Source organism: Ruegeria sp. BG3, assembly GCF_056538485.1.
Genome location: NZ_JBQFTE010000011.1, coordinates 90,167 through 105,980, shown reverse-complemented (window position 1 = coordinate 105,980; position 15,814 = coordinate 90,167). Strand labels below are relative to the sequence as shown.

The window sequence follows — 15,814 nt, the reverse complement described above, 5'->3', positions numbered from 1 at the left end:
TCAGGTTTCCATTTTTGCAGACCATGTCTGTTTTGTTTCTGGAAATGTCGCAAGGCTTTCAGCCACGAGTCCTTCTCCGAGTAGGTTGCGCATGTGAGGTGCTGCTGTCTGATTCTCAGATGGCAGAGAATTGGGAAGCCGGTGCAATTCCGGCGCTGCCCCCGCAACGGTAAGGAAGGTCAGGTTCGACAGGTGACCACTGGGACGAGGATCCCGGGAAGGTGTCGAAACCGGGCGCAAGCCCCTTTCAAGTCCGGAAACCAGCCTTGCATATATGTCAAACTGCGGGTGGCGGTGGGGGCACAAGTTTCGGACGTGATCCTCGCACGGCTCCGGACTGGCCTCTGGTGTCATCTGCCCAAGCTAAGCCGCGGGGCGCGGCAGGAGAGCCAGAAGTGAGCAACGTTCAAAGCCTGTTGGCGCGTCGAAACCCGGCCTATGCCCTTGAGCAGGCGTTCTATACCGATCCAGATGTCTTTGAGGCCGATCTTGAGGCCATCCACTACCGAGATTGGCTATTTGCCATTCCGGCATGTGAGCTGGTTAAGACTGGCGACTATGTGACCTACACTGTGGGCGCATATCGCGTGATCATCGTGCGCGGTGCTGACAATCAGATCCGGGCTTTCCACAACACCTGCCGCCATCGCGGGTCGATCATCTGCAAAGCGGCTAAGGGGAACTCGCCCAAACTGGTCTGCCCCTACCACCAGTGGACCTATGAGCTTGATGGCTCATTGCTGTGGGCCCGTGATATGGGGCCGGATTTCGACCCCAAACAACACGGGCTGAAAACCGTTCACTGCCGGGAATTGGCTGGGCTGGTCTATATCTGTCTTGCAGATGAAGCGCCTGATTTCGACACCTTCGCCAACAAGGCGCGCCCCTATTTGGAACCGCATGATCTGAGCAACGCCAAAGTCGCTTTTGAAAGCACGATCATCGAGAACGGCAATTGGAAGCTGGTTTGGGAAAACAACCGTGAGTGCTATCACTGCGGTGGCAACCACCCTTCGCTGTGCCGGACCTTCCCTGATGATCCTTCGGTGACCGGTATCGAAGGGGGTGAAACCCCGGCCTTCATGCAAACTCACTTCGACCGGTGTGAGGCCGCAGGCATGCCGTCTCAGTTCTATCTGCATGATGACGGGCAATACCGTCTGGCGCGCATGCCGCTGAAGGAAGGGGCGGAAAGCTATACTCTGGACGGCAAATCCGCGGTGCGCCGCTTTTTGGGCCGTTCGCCCTTTGCGGATGCGGGGACGTTGTTGAAGTTCCACTATCCCAGCACGTGGAACCACTTCCTAGCCGATCACTCGATTGTCTTCCGGATCACGCCGGTCAGCCCGACCGAGACCGAAGTCACCACGAAATGGCTGGTCAACAAGGACGCGGTCGAAGGGGTCGACTACGACGTCAAGCGCCTGACCGAGGTCTGGATGGCCACCAATGACGAAGATCGCCGTGTGGTGGAAGACAACCAGATGGGCATCAACAGCCCGGCCTATGTGCCGGGACCGTATTCAGGGATCCAGGAATCCGGTGTTCTGCAATTCACCGATTGGTATTGCAGCACCCTGGCGCGCCACCTGGCACCTGACATGATGGCGGCGGAGTGACGGAGATGAAAGACCTGAACGCTGTTGCCTCGGTCTGGCAGGATGACGAGACGCTGGAATGCGTCTCGGTCGTGCCCGAGACGCCAAACACCGCCAGCTTTACGTTCCGCGCCCCTTCTGGGGCCTTGTTCGCCTATCATCCCGGTCAATTCCTGACGCTGGAAATTCCGGCACCGGGGCAGCCGGGGGGCGTTGTGCATCGGACCTATACGATCTCGTCCTCCCCGTCGCGCCCTCGGTCCATCACAATCACGGCCAAGGCGCAGCCCGACAGCATCGGCACGCGTTGGATGCTGGACAACCTGCAGCCGGGTATGCGGATGCGAGCGATTGGCCCGGCAGGTCTGTTCACCAATGCGGAAAGCGCCGCCCCCAAATATCTGTTCATCTCGGCGGGCTCGGGCATCACGCCGATGATGTCCATGACGACCTGTATGTGGGACGAAGGCCGCGATTTGGATGTCGTGTTCATCAACTGCGCCAAACGTCCGTCCGAGATCATCTTCCGCCAACGGTTGGAGCAGATGGCAAGCCGGACGCCGGGTTTGGATTTGAAGTTTGTTGTGGAGGAAGCTGACCGCTACAGCCCCTGGACCGGCTACCAGGGTCAGTTCAACCAGCTTATGCTGGGCCTCATGGCCCCAGACTATCTGGACCGTGAGGTCTATTGCTGCGGTCCCGAGCCGTTCATGCAGGCTGTCCGTGACGCTCTGGCGGGTCTTGGCTTTGATATGGACAACTATCATCAGGAAAGCTTTGGAGCCCCGGTTAAGACCGAAGCAGATCAGCCCGATCTGGATGATATCGTTCCTGACGATGACAGCGCCGCCGAAATCGTGTTTGCGAGTTCGGGTGTCACCGCCAAAGTTGCCGAGACGGATACGGTTCTGGCCGCCGCACGTGCGGTCGGGTTGAACATTGCCTCGGGCTGTACGTTTGGCGTTTGCGGCACCTGCAAGGTCAAGAAGACCTCGGGTGAGGTTCACATGGTCCACAACGGCGGTATCTCCGAGGATGACATCGCAGCAGGCTACATTCTGGCATGCTGTTCGAACCCGATCGGCAAGGTCGAAGTTGAGGTGTAAACGGGAAGTCTCAGGCTGAAACTGCAGGACAGCTACGGCCGCCTGCGGTTCCAGATTTTAAAATATTATTATTGATCTCAGATACTTATCGCCCCTATACGCGCTTCGGGAAGTTTGGGTAGCACAGGTTTGCTCACGGATAGTTGATTCTATTCGGCAACATTCACGTGTTTGCTCAAATTCTGTCTCTTTTCCGCCGGAATCTCCCCTGATAAAGCGGGTTGAGTACTGGGTGGGGTGTTGATAAGTGCGAGCAGGTATATGAGAGCCGGATATAACGGTCGTGTAGCCATTTTATGGAATCAAACCGAGCTTGATGGGCTTGAGGCAGCGCCTTTGGCCTTTTTGGCGGTCGGGTCCGCTTGGTCCTGGCGTGGTCAGGCTCTGATGTTGGGCGAAGTGGCCGAGCAAAATCTTGAGCAACTGGGACATATGGGTGCGACTGCTGTGCGCACCCGCGACGCGTTCTCGGCCCCGCAAGAGATTTCGGGCGAGTATTGCGGTACGGTCACATTGACCAATGGGGCGCAACGCTTTTCGGCAGATTTGGTTATCACCGATGACGAACAATGGCCAACTCTGGTGTTTAACACTGGCTGTCCGCCTCGGGATCAGGATTTCTGGATCAGCGAAGTAACGCATGCCGGTGCTGACCTGCAGAGCGTACCGCAGCCGACCGCAAAGGTGGTGGCCTTTCCAGGAAAATCCGCGCCGGGTTACTTTTAATAGGTTTGGTTACCTAGCTGGAGCTGGACCCGTTAGCCTAAAAACCCTTCAAGAATTTTGAGCAGTGCCGTCGGGACGTGTTGACTCTGACAGTTCCGCAGATATAAGCGCGGCTTCATTGGTGTTGGTGGCCCCCGCAAGGGGATGCCTGTCATGGGGGAAACCTCAAGAGGACAACGCCCTTTATAACCCGGCACCACGCCTGGTCTGAACTGGAACTGCCCGGTCCGAGCGGAGACGCTATTTCGGCCCGAAAAGTGGGAACCGGTTTTCGGATCAAGCTGAAATGCCACTTTAAAGGAGATCAGCCGTGACCAAACGCACGTCTGCCAAGTACAAAATCGACCGCCGGATGGGCGAAAACATCTGGGGTCGTCCGAAATCCCCGGTCAACCGTCGTGAATATGGCCCCGGCCAGCACGGCCAGCGCCGCAAGGGCAAACTGTCGGACTTCGGTCTGCAGCTGCGCGCCAAGCAGAAGCTGAAAGGCTACTATGGCGACCTGACTGAGAAGCAATTCCGTCGCATCTACGCCGAAGCTGAGCGAGTAAAAGGCGACACCGGTGAAAACCTGATTGGTCTGCTGGAGCGCCGTCTGGACGCCGTTGTATACCGCGCCAAGTTCGTACCGACCGTCTTTGCTGCACGTCAGTTCGTGAACCACGGCCACGTCAAAGTGAACGGCAAGCGGGTCAACATCCCGTCCTACCGTGTCAAAGAAGGCGACGTGATCGAAGTGCGTGACAAGTCCAAGCAACTGGCAGTTGTTCTGGAAGCTGTTGCTCTGGCCGAGCGTGATGTTCCTGACTACATCGACGCCGACCACTCGAAAATGACCGCGACCTTCGTACGCGCACCGGGCCTGAGCGATGTGCCTTACCCAGTCATGATGGAACCGAACCTGGTTGTCGAATTCTACGCGAAGAACTAATCTTCGCTCACATTCCAGATTACAAAGGCCGCGCTTTCAGCGCGGCCTTTTTAGTTTCTAAGCTATGCATTTTGACCCGATGTCCCGACGAGGTGGCACTCCGAATTTGCGCGAGTATTCCCGACTAAACTGGGTCGGGCTTTCATAGCCAACCTCAAAAGCTGCTTGCGACACACTGAGCGAACCGTGCGACAATAGCCTGCGGGCTTCCAGCAGCCTGAGGTCTTTTTGGTACTGTAGTGGAGAGGTGGCTGTTACCGTTTTGAAATGGGCGTGAAAGGCAGAAACGCTCATGCCAGCGCTTTGTGCCAGATCGCAGACGGGCAGGGCTGTTCGAAAATCCGCGCGGATGATGTCGATGGCGCGCGCGATACGGCTGGCGGCACTGTCGCGCCATAGCATTTGCCGCAGCATGCCACCGTGATCTGCCTGTAGGAGTCGGTAGTGGATTTCACGGCTGATCATCGGTGCGAGAATTTTTGCATCCGTAGGGTTTTGACTGGCGTGAAACAGGCGAGTCATAGCGTCAATCAGATCGGGCGAGGCTTTTGATGCAGCAAGGCTTCGGGCTGTTTCGATTTGAGCAGGCTCTGAACCGATACTGTCATAGAGGCCGCGTAAGATGGTTAAGTCCAGCGAGAATACGAGACCGACATAGGGCTTTTCCCGACTTGCTTCGGTGACGGCGGCCAAAACCGGAAGGGAATGGCTGACGATCAGAGAGTCGCCTGCTCCGAAGTGAACAAGGCGATCGCCGATACGTGTTTCTTTCTTCCCCTGTAGAACTAGGCAGACAATCGGTTCATACACCTGTGCTTCGATTGATTTCGTTTTGACATCATGAAGCAGGCCAAAACCGTCCAGTGCAGTGGGGTAGAAAGCAGCATCTTCTGCCTGTCCGCCCACAGCTTCGCAGATTTTTTCAACTAAATCATGTTGTGTCATGGTATCCCCACTGCCTCATTCAGCATATTTTGCGCAAGAGGTCAGTGCTAGCCAGAATCCTGACGGCCAGAGAATTAGGCAGATATTGAGGAGAATTCGGCAGGCGTATCGCAGTTTTCTAACCTATCTAGTGGTAAGGCTAACAATTGCGGAGAATGACCATGGCACAGACTATCCTCATAACTGGCGCTTCATCTGGTATTGGCAGAGTTACGGCCGAACTGTTTCATAGGCAGGGCTGGAACGTCATTGCCACAATGCGCAACCCCAGCAAGGAAGCCGAGTTGACGCAACTTGAGAATGTTCTGGTCACACGTCTTGACGTCACCGACGAGGGTTCAATTGCGGCCGCCGTTGCCGAGGGGATTGAACGCTTTGGTCAGATTGACGTTCTTTTGAACAACGCGGGATACGGCGCGTACGGCCCGCTCGAAGCTTTCCCGATGGAGCGTATCCGGCGGCAATTCGATACCAATGTGATCGGTTTGTTGGCTGTGACAAAAGCCGTTCTGCCGCATATGCGAGCAAATGGTTCGGGCTGTATCGTCAATATCTCGTCCATTGGCGGGCAAATCACCTTCCCCCTCGGAACGCTTTATCACGGCACAAAATTCGCGGTTGAGGGCTTGTCAGAGTCGCTGCACTACGAGCTTGCTGCGGCAGGTATCAAGGTCAAGATTGTCGAGCCTGGTCTGATTGCCACTGATTTTGGTGGCCGTTCGTTTGATTTCGTCAATGACGAGAGCATGGCCGAGTATCAACCTGTCGTGCAGGCCTTGTTCAGCACGTGGGGCTCGGAAGAAATGGCAGCGCGAACGTCGCCGCCAAGTGTTGTCGCCGATGTCATTTTGACCGCGGTGACGGACGACACTGACACTTTGCGCTATCGTGCCGGCGAAGATGCCGTTGAATACCTGGACAACCGCAAGGCTCTGGACGACGCAACTTTTATCGGCGGCATGAAAGCGATGCTTGGTTTGGCCTGAGTTCAGATCGGAAGTGGTCGCCCTTCGGCGATCGCTTCCATCGCAAAATATGAGGTCACGCTGTCTAGCTCGACCTTCTCGATCAGGCGTTGGTAGACCTTGTCATATGAGGCCATATCCTGGGTCACGACTTTCAGTTGATAGTCATAGTCACCGCCGATCCGATGGAAATCCACAACCTCGGGAATGGTCAGAACATGGCGGCGAAACGCTTGCAGCCACTCGGCTGAATGATGCCGGGTGCGCAGCATGACGAAGACCACGAGGTTCAACCCCAAAGTCTCGCGCGCGATGCGGGCGGTTGACCCGATCAGCACCCCGTTTTCGTTCAGCGCTTTCAACCTGCGCCAACACGCATTCTGGGACAGCCCGACCCGATCGGCAAGCTCGCGCTGCGAAAGGGTGGCGTCTTTTTGAAGCTCTCTCAGGATGTGAGTGTCTATTTGATCTAAGTTTTGGCTCATATCTAATCATATGACACAAAATTTATGATTTCTACGCAAAGAACGATAATGTTTCCACAGTTCGGATGGATCACATTGGACTTACAGTAAGGAGCCAATGCTATGACCCTGTCCAAATTTCGTGCGGATCTCTGTTCCACCACTCACAATTCCCACCTGCGCGACGGGCTGATCGGAGAGAATGCTCTGATACCGGGTCTGCAGGGGGACGTGCCGCTTGTCTATGCGGATTACGTTGCTTCGGGTCGCGCGTTGCGACAGGTTGAAGACTTTGTGGCCGATCACGTGTTGCCATTTTATGCCAACAGCCACACTGAGGCCTCCTTCTGCGGGTCCTACATGACCCGTCTGCGTCGCGAAGCGCGTGACGAGATAGCCCGCCTTGTTGGCGCGAGGGGAGAAGACGCGGTGATCTTTACCGGGTCCGGTGCCACGGCGGGGCTCAACCGGTTGGTCAGTCTGCTTGGGGTGGCGGAAGCTGATCAACCGGTTGTCCTAATCGGTCCTTATGAGCATCACTCGAACATCTTGCCATGGCGCGAGAGCAAGGCTCTGGTGGTTGAGATTCCTGAAGCGGCTGAAGGGGGCGTTGATCTGCGCGCGCTGCAGGCGGCGTTGGACACGCACGCTGATGCGGATCTGGTGATCGGGTCATTTTCGGCTGCGTCCAATGTGACGGGGATTATCACTGATCCCGATCCGGTGACGCGTTTACTCAAGTCACATGGCGCTTTGGCCGTTTGGGACTATGCCGGGGGCGGGCCTTACCTGCCGATGGACATGGGGCCTGCGGACGCGCGCAAAGATGCGATCGTGGTGTCTCCGCACAAGTTTCCGGGCGGGCCGGGGGCGTCGGGCGTGCTGGTCGTGAACCAGAGCGTTGTACAGCGTCGTTGTCCCAGTTGGCCAGGCGGAGGGACGGTGAGTTTCGTCTCGCCTTGGCGTCACGACTATAGCGAAAACCTGTCAACGCGAGAGGAAGCGGGAACGCCCAATGTGATCGGTGATATCCGCGCGGCACTTGCCTTCATCGTTAAGGATGTCGTCGGAACAGATGAGATCGCCCGCCGCGAGGCGCAATATAACCAAATGGCGCTGGAGGGATGGAAGGACAACCCGAACCTGACCTTGCTTGGGGTGGAAAACGCACATCGCCTGCCGATCTTTTCCTTCCTCGTGCGCGACAATGCAGGGCAACCGGTACATCAGCAACTGTTCACGCGCATGCTCAGCGACATATACGGCATTCAGGCGCGCGGAGGATGCGCCTGTGCCGGGCCTTACGCGCATCGGCTTCTGGATATAGATCGTGCCGCGTCAGAGGAATTGCACGCCGCACTGTCCGCCGGTGAAGAGATGAAGAAACCCGGTTGGGTGCGCCTGAACTTCTCTTATCTGATGCGCGAGGCAACGGTCCAGTTCATCATCGACAGCGTCAATGATCTGTCCCACCGGACCGAAACATTCGTGCCGTTCTACAATGCCGACCCGGCGACTGCGCGCTTCAAAGCCGCATGATGGAATTGCTGCTTTTCTGAAAGCGTTGAGACAGGTATGAGAGGCCCAATAAACGGAGCCTCTCATGACCAAGATTACCCCTCAACCCGGCATTATGGACATCGCGCTGTATCAAGGCGGCCAGTCGCATGTGGCGGGTGTTGAGCATGTGATCAAGCTGAGCTCCAACGAAAACCCGTTTGGCCCTAGCCCCAAAGCGATTGAGGCGGTGCGCGACAGCGCCGCCACGTTGCATCGCTATCCCAGCACCGATCACGCCAGCCTGCGCAATGCGGTCGGCGCGCGTCATGGTCTGGACCCGGCGCGGATCATCTGCGGTGTGGGCAGTGACGAAGTACTGCAATTCATCGCTCAGGCCTATGCAGGGCCGGGGGATGAGGTGGTTTATACGGAACATGGATTTTCCATGTATCCGATCATCGCTCGGATGGCGGGTGCCACACCAGTCATGGTGGCCGAGCGCGACCGCAAGGTCGATGTGGATGCCATTTTGGCAGCCATAACAGCGCAGACGCGGGTCGTGTTTGTTACCAACCCCGGCAATCCGACCTCAACCATGATCTCGCAACAGGAACTTGAGCGTTTGGCGCAGGGTCTGCCGGATAGTTGTCTGATGGTCATCGACGGGGCCTATGCCGAGTTTGTCGACGGTTTCGATGGCGGTGCGTCTCTGGTCGATGCCCATGAGAACGTCATCATGACCCGGACCTTTTCAAAGGTTTATGGGCTGGGCGGAATGCGCGTGGGCTGGGGCTATGCGCATCAGTCGATCATCGACGTGCTGAACCGGGTGCGCCAACCGTTCAACCTGTCTTTGACTGCGCTGGCTGCGGCCGAAGCGGCCGTGAATGATGTCGAATTCCTGTCCTTCTGTCAGGCTGAAAACGCGCGCCTGAGGGTATGGCTGTCGGATGGGCTGGCCAAGATCGGTGTCCCGTCCGACCCGTCTTGCACCAACTTCATCCTCGCGCGCTTTGCCGATCAGGCCGAGGCTGAGGCTTGCGATGACTACCTCAAGTCGCAGGGTTTGATTGTGCGGCGCGTTGCAGGCTACAACCTGCCAAACGCGTTGCGGATTACCGTGGGCGATGAAGAAGCCTGCCGCCGTGTCGTCGCGGCCACTACCGCATTCAAAGAGGGGGCAGCATGAGCCAGATTTACGACCGTGTTGCGCTGATTGGGTTGGGCCTGATCGCCTCCTCCATGTTCTGGGCCATCAAACGCGCAGGTCTGGCTGGTGAAGTCACCGGCTATGCACGCTCTGAGGCTACCCGCGACACAGCCCGCAGGATCGGCTTGTCTGATCGGGTCTGCGACACCGCGCAAGAGGCGGTCGAGGGCGCGGATCTGGTTGTCCTCTGCGTTCCGGTTGGCGTGATGGGCGCGGTCGCACAGGACATCGCCCCGACGCTGAAGCCGAGGGCAACGGTGACGGATGTTGGATCGGTCAAACGCAGCGTGATCGAGGCCGTTTCGCCTCATATCCCTGAAGGCGTCCATTTCATCCCTGCGCACCCTTTGGCCGGGACCGAGCATTCGGGGCCTGAGGCCGGGTTCGCCGAGCTCTTTGACAATCGCTGGTGTCTGCTGGTGCCGGTCGAAGGATCGGACCCCGAGGCCACCGCCCAGTTGCGGGCCTTGTGGGAAGGCATGGGGGCCAATGTCGATGAGATGGACGCGGACCATCATGATCTGGTTCTGGCCGTGACCTCTCATGCGCCGCACCTGATTGCCTATACGATGGTCGGTGTTGCCGATGACCTGCGTCGGGTGACCGATAGCGAAGTCATCAAGTACTCGGCTGCGGGCTTTCGGGATTTCACCCGCATTGCGGCCTCGGACCCAACCATGTGGCGCGACGTGTTCCTGACCAACAAGGACGCGACGCTTGAGATTCTGGGCCGTTTCACCGAAGAGCTTTTCGCCCTGCAGCGTGCGATCCGCACCGGGGACGGAGAGCATCTGTTCGACTATTTCACCCGCACCCGCGCTATCCGGCGTGGGATTATTGATGCGGGTCAGGATACCGATGCGCCAGACTTTGGCCGGGGAAAGGCTGGGTCATGAGACAGGTTTTGCGATACGCGTTTGTTGCCGTGCTTTGGGCCTCTGCTACCCACGCCGCCGCGCCCGAGCAATCGCTGTATCCCGTTGCGCGCCCCGGCGCAGCAGTCGAAACTGCTGGCATCGTCGCGATCTCCAGCCGGGCAGCAACGCCTTTGACCATACCGAACCTGCGCCCCGAAACACGACCCGAGTCGCCTCAGCTAATCGCCGTAGCAGCGCGCCCGGCGGAATTGCCGCTGCTGGGGCCAGATACCTCTTTGATGCCCTACCTCAGACCCAAATCATTGGAGCAGGAGGTGCTTTTCAAGAAGCGCAAGCTGCGCAAAGGCTCGGTCTGCGGTGATATCGCGATACAAGGCAAACCTGTCGGGCGTGTCTCCAGCAAAACAAAGGCCTGCGGGGTCAAGGATGCGGTTCAAATCACCTCTGTCTCGGGAGTGACGCTGAGCCGGGCTTCGACGATGGATTGCGGCACGGCCATCGCGTTGAACAAATGGGTCGACAAAACCGTCAAGCCGACGTTCAAACGCCGTGGTCCTGTAGTGCAGCTGCAAGTTGCAGCGCACTATGCCTGCCGGACGCGCAACAACCAAAAAGGCGCGCGAGTATCCGAGCATGGCAAGGGCCGCGCCATAGATATTTCTGGTTTTGTCATGGCGGATGGAGAGGTCGTGACCGTTCTGAAAGGCTGGCGAAAGAACCCCTCGCAAAAGCAACTCAAGAAGATATGGCGCGGGGCCTGCGGGCCGTTTGGCACCGTGTTGGGGCCCAATTCAGACAGGTATCATCGGGACCATTTTCATCTGGATACGGCGCGGTATCGCACCGGGTCCTATTGCCGCTAACGTAGGATCAGACGTGGGGCCGGGCCAAGGGGGAGCGGCCCCAGAGCCACGAACCCGTCGCGAAAATTCAATTGCAGGTCCAGCGCATTCGGGTTGCCGCCCAGTCCGGCCAGAAAATTGAGCGCGCGGGTCACCGGGTCGACGGCTTGATCGGGCAGGGCGCCGGCGGCATTCGCCATTGCGATCATGTCGCGCCAATTCTCGGCCTTGATCGCAATCTCACCGGTCGGGATGCCCTGCGAGTCTACATCCAGCTCACCCGCGGCAAAGAGGCGCAACTCGCCCCATTTGACCTCGGCCAGATTCAGATCAATGGCGACGGGCTGAGGACGGCTGTCCTCCAGCGCGCTCCGGTCCCAAGGCTTGTCGAACGTTGTCAGCATATCCAACTGCAACGTCTCGAACTGCTGGGGAAGCGAGGTCGCCGATTGCATCAGCGCACGCAAATCTTCACCGGGGGTGAACCCGTCAATTTGCGCCGTAATGGCATAGGCTTCGGGCGCAGTGGTCTGCTCCATGATGACGCTGAGTGTACCACCGCCCGCCAGCGCCTCATTTTCTTCGCTGATCAGCCAGGGGCCAGCAGTCAGGGCCATCTTCTCTAGCACCAGCGCGACACCGGGTTGCAATTCCAACTCGGCTTGCAAAGCCTTGGCCTCGATCGTCGCGGTCTGGTCAAAATAGGATAGGCGCTGAGGCGTATCGGCAAAGCTGAGGGTTTGACGACCGGGCCAGATTGCGGGGCTTTGAAACTCGATCCAATCGGCGCTCCAGGCGGTGCCGTTTACTGGATCGGCCAGCGCCGGGTTGTTTAAGCGGGTGGTGTGATGTGTCGGGTAGCCCGCCGTTTCAACGCCTGAGAATTCGGCTTGCCAGCCGCGCGCCTGCTGGGCATCGAACCAGCTGGTGATCGCATTGCGCAGACCATAGCCCGCGATGAACCAATAGGCGCTCCATGCGATGGCGATAAAAATGAACACTCGTATCAGACGACGCATGAGCATTGGCCCTTTTTCCTGCCTCGGATTTGATGTTTATAGGCCCAAACGGGCAAGGACCAGAGCAATGACGATGTGGGTTTTCGGATATGGATCGCTACTGTGGAACCCGGGCTTTCCCGTGGCGCGCAGCGAGCTTGCGATGCTGTACGGATATGCGCGCTCTTTCTGCATGAGTTCGATCCACCATCGCGGCACCGAAGATCACCCCGGCCTTGTGCTGGCTTTGGACGAGCAACCTGAGGCGCATTGCAAAGGATTGGCGCTGGCCGTGGAGGCCGGGCATGAGGATCGTACCCTGCAAGAACTGCGTGAGCGCGAGCTGATTTCGTCGGCCTATGTCGAAAAGATGCTGGACGTGCATCTGAACAATGGTGAGGTCGTAAATGCCGTAACCTATGTGATTGATGCCGATCACGTGCAGTATTGCGGCGGCATGCCATTGGAAGAGCAGGCTCAGATCATCGCCCATGCCGTTGGAGGGCGCGGTCCAAACACAGAATATCTGTATAACACCACCGAGCATCTGGCCGAGATCGGCCTGCACGATCCCGATCTTGAGTGGTTGTCGCAACGGGTGCGCAGCATCACCGCATAAACCCTTGGCGTCATCGGCGTCTTTTCGCTAGATTCAGGCCAGAGCAGGCAGAACCAGGAATAACGCGCATGGCGCAGGCACAACAGGGCGCGAGACCGCATTTCTCGCAACCGATCAGGCAGATTCTTCTGATGCTGATCGCAATCGGCCTGTCGGGCCTCGGGGTGTTTCTGGCGCTGCCCTATGTGCTGCCGGTCTTCTTTGCGAACCCCTATCTGAACGGCTTCATCTTGCTGGTGTTCATCATCGGCGTCTTTGCCTGTTTCTATCAGGTCGCGCAGCTGATCGGCTCGGTCCGCTGGATCGAGGCCTTTGTGGGCGGCGTGGTGCATGAGGACGCGCGTACCCCTCAATTACTTGCGCCATTGGCCTCGCTGCTGCGTGAACGCGGTGCGCGGTCGCAGATCAGTTCCACCTCGACCCGGTCCATTCTGGATTCGGTCGCGGAACGGGTAGAAGAAGAGCGTGAGATCACGCGCTACATCACCAACGTTCTGATCTATCTAGGCCTCTTGGGGACATTTTTCGGTCTGGCCACCACGGTGCCCGCCATTGTCGACACCATCCGCAGCCTGAACCCGCAAGAAGGGGAAGAGGGGCTGGCCGTTTTCAACCGTCTGATGACGGGCCTTGAGGCGCAGTTGCAGGGGATGGGCGTTGCGTTTGGCTCCTCCTTGCTGGGCCTTGCCGGGTCATTGATTGTGGGCCTGTTGGAGGTCTTCGCCGGCCACGGCCAGAACCGTTTCTACCGCGAGCTTGAGGAATGGCTGTCGGGCATCACCCGGGTCGGATTTGCCTCGGGCGAGGACGGTGGGGCTGAGGTCGCCGTTCTGGCGCCTGTGCTGGACGCGATGTCGGATCAGATGAACGCGCTACAGGATCTGTTCTCGGCGCAGGAGGCCGAGCGGGCCGACGTGTCCAACAAGCTTGGTCAATTGGTCACTGTCATCGGGCAAATGAACCAGCGTCAGGCGGATAATGAAGGCGTTGCTGCCGCGTTGGAGCGTGTTGCACTGGGTCAGGACGCCTTGCTGGATCACATGCGCGAACACGGGGCGGGCGAGGGCATCGATGCAGAAAGCCGGATGCGCCTGCGGTCGATGGATGTTCAGTTGCTGCGCATCCTCGAAGAGATCTCCGCCGGTCGTCAGGACAGCATGAACGAATTCCGCAAGGATATCGAACTGCTAGTGAAGGCTCTGACCCTGCCACGCGGCGCGGTTCGAACCACGCACGAGGGGGAATAACCCATGGCCCTCTCCCGCCGCACTGGTCAACGGTTCCAGGGCTCTGTCTGGCCCGGTTTCGTCGATGCGATGACGGGTCTGTTGATGGTTCTGACCTTCGTGCTGACCATCTTCATGGTCATCCAATTCGTGCTGCGTGAGACGATCTCGGGTCAGGAGGATGAGCTGACGACCCTCGCGGATGAAGTTGCTGCGCTGGCTGGTGCTTTAGGGTTGGAGGAACGAGAAAACAGTCGTCTGCAAGCGCGGTTGGGGGCCTTAAATGCCACACTGACCGAAACGGAAGATAGTCTGGCTGAGGCGCAAAGCCAGATTACCGGGTTCGAGGCTCAGGTCGCGGCGCTGTTGGCTGATCAGGCACGGGCGCATGACGCGATTGCGGCACTTGAGACTCAACGGGCGGATCTTTTGGGCGAACGCGACAGTCTGAATCAGGCCTTGGCGCAAAGCCGCGAAGAAATTGACGCTCAGGCCGAAGCCGCCCGCCTTGCTGCAGCCCGCCGCGAGGCTTTGGAGGCTTTGGTCGCTGATCTGGAACAAAGCGGCGAAGAACGCGCTGCGCAAATCGCTCAACTCGAAGATCAGCTAAGTGCGGAAGAGGCTGTCAGGCTGGCAGAGGCCGCCGCTGCCGAAGCTCTGAGGGATCGTCTTCAGAACGCCGATGCGGAACTGACCGCCATGACTCTTGCGCTAGAGGCGCAGCGCAAAGAGGCTGAGGATACTCTGACCCTCTTGGCCGCTGCGAATGCTGCCCGCGCAGAAATGGAACGACAGTTTGGCGAGTTGAATGCGGAAGAGCTGGATGCCCAGTTGGAGGCCGCTCTGGCAGCACAGGCCGAGGCACAGGAAGATGCAGCATCCCAGCGTTCCCTAGCTGAACAACGCGCTTCCTTGCTGGCCGTGGCCCGCGAGACGCTTTCGGCGGAACAGGCGGTCTCAGAAAAGGCGCAACGCGAGGCCGCTTTGTTGAACCAGCAGATCGCAGCATTGCGCGGACAATTGGGATCGCTGCAGGCTCTGCTGGATGACTACGAGGACCGCAATACGGCCGCCGAAATCCAGATCCAGTCTCTGGGGCAGGACCTGAATGCGGCTCTGGCTCGTGCCGCATCCGAGGAGCGCCGCCGCCGCCTGCTGGAAGAGGCCGAGCGTCAACGCCTAGAGGCTGAAGCCGAAGCGCTGGCCGGACAGAATGAGGAACTCGCGGCGCAGGCCGAGGATTTGCAACGCTATCGGTCGGAATTCTTTGGCCGCCTGCGCGACGTTCTGGGCGATCAGGATGGCGTGCGGATCGAAGGCGACCGGTTCGTGTTCTCTTCTGAGGTTCTGTTCGCCACAGGTTCTGCCGTGTTGTCGCTGGAAGGCCGGCAAGAGGTCGCAAAGGTCGCTGAGATCCTCCGCACAGTTGCTGCCGAAATCCCGGAAGGTCTGAACTGGGTGATCCGTGTGGATGGCCACACCGACAACGTGCCCTTGGCTGGCTCGGGTCGGTACCGCGACAATTGGGAGTTGAGCCAGGGGCGGGCGCTCTCCGTCGTGCGCTATATGGTCGAAGCGCTGGGTATTCCGCCCAATCGCTTGGCCGCCAACGGGTTCGGAGAGTTCCAGCCCGTGAACCCGGAAGACACGCCCGAGGCGCGGGCACAGAACCGACGGATTGAGTTGAAACTGACCGAGCGCTAAACCCCTCGCGTGGCGGAAAATCGCCTTTGCCATCCGGATTTGCCGCCTGCTACCGATGAAACACACCCGTCTCAAACCTAGATTACTGTCATAGGTTGAGAG

At 58.4% G+C, this 15,814-nt stretch carries 15 protein-coding genes and 1 riboswitch; of the genes, 12 read left to right on the top strand and 3 right to left on the bottom strand.

The genetic code is table 11. The features are described 5' to 3' along the window. Positions 1–79 precede the first annotated feature (79 nt). Positions 80–283: riboswitch (cobalamin riboswitch) on the top strand. A gap of 112 nt (positions 284–395) precedes the next feature. The 4 genes from ACR0AI_RS17625 (at position 396) to rpsD (ending at position 4,361) form a co-directional block, all read left to right on the top strand. Further along, the gene (locus ACR0AI_RS17625) at positions 396–1,619 is read left to right on the top strand and encodes an aromatic ring-hydroxylating oxygenase subunit alpha (RefSeq protein ID WP_480675934.1); all 1,224 of its coding nucleotides are present in this window, start codon (positions 396–398) and stop codon (positions 1,617–1,619) included. A gap of 5 nt (positions 1,620–1,624) precedes the next feature. Beyond that, a complete protein-coding gene (locus ACR0AI_RS17620) occupies positions 1,625–2,704 on the top strand; it encodes an FAD-binding oxidoreductase (RefSeq protein ID WP_480675932.1) in 1,080 nt (359 codons plus the stop codon). Positions 2,705–2,965: 261 nt separating this feature from the next. Beyond that, positions 2,966–3,430, top strand: a complete 465-nt coding sequence (locus ACR0AI_RS17615; RefSeq protein WP_480675930.1) for a hypothetical protein — start codon at positions 2,966–2,968, stop codon at positions 3,428–3,430. 310 nt (positions 3,431–3,740) lie between these two features. Continuing rightward, entirely contained in the window at positions 3,741–4,361 is a 621-nt protein-coding gene (gene rpsD, locus ACR0AI_RS17610) for a 30S ribosomal protein S4 (protein ID WP_170374584.1), read from the top strand. Between the two features lie 57 nt (positions 4,362–4,418). Here rpsD and ACR0AI_RS17605 read toward each other — a convergent pair whose 3' ends face one another. After that, a complete protein-coding gene (locus ACR0AI_RS17605) occupies positions 4,419–5,306 on the bottom strand; it encodes an AraC family transcriptional regulator (protein ID WP_480675928.1) in 888 nt (295 codons plus the stop codon). A 161-nt stretch (positions 5,307–5,467) separates the two neighbouring features. On the opposite strand from ACR0AI_RS17605, the gene ACR0AI_RS17600 reads away from it, so the two are divergent. Beyond that, entirely contained in the window at positions 5,468–6,292 is an 825-nt protein-coding gene (locus ACR0AI_RS17600) for an SDR family oxidoreductase (RefSeq protein WP_480675926.1), read from the top strand. A gap of 2 nt (positions 6,293–6,294) precedes the next feature. Here the strand turns inward: ACR0AI_RS17600 and ACR0AI_RS17595 are convergent, their stop codons facing one another. Then, positions 6,295–6,756 carry an Lrp/AsnC family transcriptional regulator gene (locus ACR0AI_RS17595; RefSeq protein ID WP_170374590.1) on the bottom strand — a complete coding sequence of 154 codons (462 nt, stop codon included), beginning with the start codon at positions 6,754–6,756 and terminating at the stop codon, positions 6,295–6,297. A gap of 102 nt (positions 6,757–6,858) precedes the next feature. Here ACR0AI_RS17595 and ACR0AI_RS17590 point away from each other — a divergent pair, with 102 nt between their 5' ends. From ACR0AI_RS17590 to ACR0AI_RS17575, 4 genes are all read left to right on the top strand, one after another. Beyond that, positions 6,859–8,274 (top strand): aminotransferase class V-fold PLP-dependent enzyme, encoded by a 1,416-nt coding sequence (locus tag ACR0AI_RS17590; protein WP_480675924.1) that lies wholly within the window; start codon positions 6,859–6,861, stop codon positions 8,272–8,274. A 64-nt stretch (positions 8,275–8,338) separates the two neighbouring features. Then, on the top strand, positions 8,339–9,424 hold the full coding sequence (gene hisC, locus ACR0AI_RS17585) for a histidinol-phosphate transaminase (RefSeq protein ID WP_480675922.1): 1,086 nt from the start codon (positions 8,339–8,341) through the stop codon (positions 9,422–9,424). After that, a complete protein-coding gene (locus ACR0AI_RS17580) occupies positions 9,421–10,341 on the top strand; it encodes a prephenate/arogenate dehydrogenase family protein (RefSeq protein WP_480675920.1) in 921 nt (306 codons plus the stop codon). The genes hisC and ACR0AI_RS17580 overlap by 4 nt, the downstream gene beginning before the upstream one ends. After that, positions 10,338–11,186: an extensin-like domain-containing protein gene (locus ACR0AI_RS17575; RefSeq protein WP_480675918.1), complete on the top strand. Its 849-nt coding sequence runs from the start codon at positions 10,338–10,340 to the stop codon at positions 11,184–11,186. Before ACR0AI_RS17580 ends, ACR0AI_RS17575 begins: the two co-directional genes overlap by 4 nt. Here the strand turns inward: ACR0AI_RS17575 and ACR0AI_RS17570 are convergent. Beyond that, complete coding sequence (locus ACR0AI_RS17570; RefSeq protein WP_480701418.1) at positions 11,183–12,190, bottom strand: DUF2125 domain-containing protein; 1,008 nt, start codon at positions 12,188–12,190, stop codon at positions 11,183–11,185. The genes ACR0AI_RS17575 and ACR0AI_RS17570 overlap by 4 nt on opposite strands. Positions 12,191–12,251: 61 nt before the next feature. Between ACR0AI_RS17570 and ACR0AI_RS17565 the strand changes: the two genes are divergently transcribed. From ACR0AI_RS17565 to ACR0AI_RS17555, 3 genes are all read left to right on the top strand, one after another. Next, positions 12,252–12,782, top strand: a complete 531-nt coding sequence (locus ACR0AI_RS17565; protein ID WP_480675914.1) for a gamma-glutamylcyclotransferase — start codon at positions 12,252–12,254, stop codon at positions 12,780–12,782. Positions 12,783–12,850: 68 nt separating this feature from the next. Next, the gene (locus tag ACR0AI_RS17560) at positions 12,851–14,029 is read left to right on the top strand and encodes a biopolymer transporter ExbB (RefSeq protein ID WP_170480503.1); all 1,179 of its coding nucleotides are present in this window, start codon (positions 12,851–12,853) and stop codon (positions 14,027–14,029) included. 3 nt (positions 14,030–14,032) lie between these two features. Continuing rightward, entirely contained in the window at positions 14,033–15,712 is a 1,680-nt protein-coding gene (locus ACR0AI_RS17555) for a peptidoglycan -binding protein (RefSeq protein ID WP_480675912.1), read from the top strand. Positions 15,713–15,814: the final 102 nt, after the last annotated feature.

Excerpts from the sequence above, each read along its gene's own strand:
- ACR0AI_RS17555 (WP_480675912.1), top strand. The coding sequence starts at position 14,033 with ATGGCCCTCTCCCGCCGCACTGGTCAACGGTTCCAGGGCTCTGTCTGG.
- ACR0AI_RS17595 (WP_170374590.1), bottom strand. The coding sequence starts at position 6,756 with ATGAGCCAAAACTTAGATCAAATAGACACTCACATCCTGAGAGAGCTT.
- ACR0AI_RS17605 (WP_480675928.1), bottom strand. The coding sequence starts at position 5,306 with ATGACACAACATGATTTAGTTGAAAAAATCTGCGAAGCTGTGGGCGGA.
- ACR0AI_RS17570 (WP_480701418.1), bottom strand. The coding sequence starts at position 12,190 with ATGCTCATGCGTCGTCTGATACGAGTGTTCATTTTTATCGCCATCGCA.
- ACR0AI_RS17565 (WP_480675914.1), top strand. The coding sequence starts at position 12,252 with ATGACGATGTGGGTTTTCGGATATGGATCGCTACTGTGGAACCCGGGC.
- ACR0AI_RS17580 (WP_480675920.1), top strand. The coding sequence starts at position 9,421 with ATGAGCCAGATTTACGACCGTGTTGCGCTGATTGGGTTGGGCCTGATC.
- ACR0AI_RS17615 (WP_480675930.1), top strand. The coding sequence starts at position 2,966 with ATGAGAGCCGGATATAACGGTCGTGTAGCCATTTTATGGAATCAAACC.
- ACR0AI_RS17600 (WP_480675926.1), top strand. The coding sequence starts at position 5,468 with ATGGCACAGACTATCCTCATAACTGGCGCTTCATCTGGTATTGGCAGA.
- ACR0AI_RS17590 (WP_480675924.1), top strand. The coding sequence starts at position 6,859 with ATGACCCTGTCCAAATTTCGTGCGGATCTCTGTTCCACCACTCACAAT.
- hisC (WP_480675922.1), top strand. The coding sequence starts at position 8,339 with ATGACCAAGATTACCCCTCAACCCGGCATTATGGACATCGCGCTGTAT.
- ACR0AI_RS17575 (WP_480675918.1), top strand. The coding sequence starts at position 10,338 with ATGAGACAGGTTTTGCGATACGCGTTTGTTGCCGTGCTTTGGGCCTCT.
- ACR0AI_RS17620 (WP_480675932.1), top strand. The coding sequence starts at position 1,625 with ATGAAAGACCTGAACGCTGTTGCCTCGGTCTGGCAGGATGACGAGACG.
- ACR0AI_RS17560 (WP_170480503.1), top strand. The coding sequence starts at position 12,851 with ATGGCGCAGGCACAACAGGGCGCGAGACCGCATTTCTCGCAACCGATC.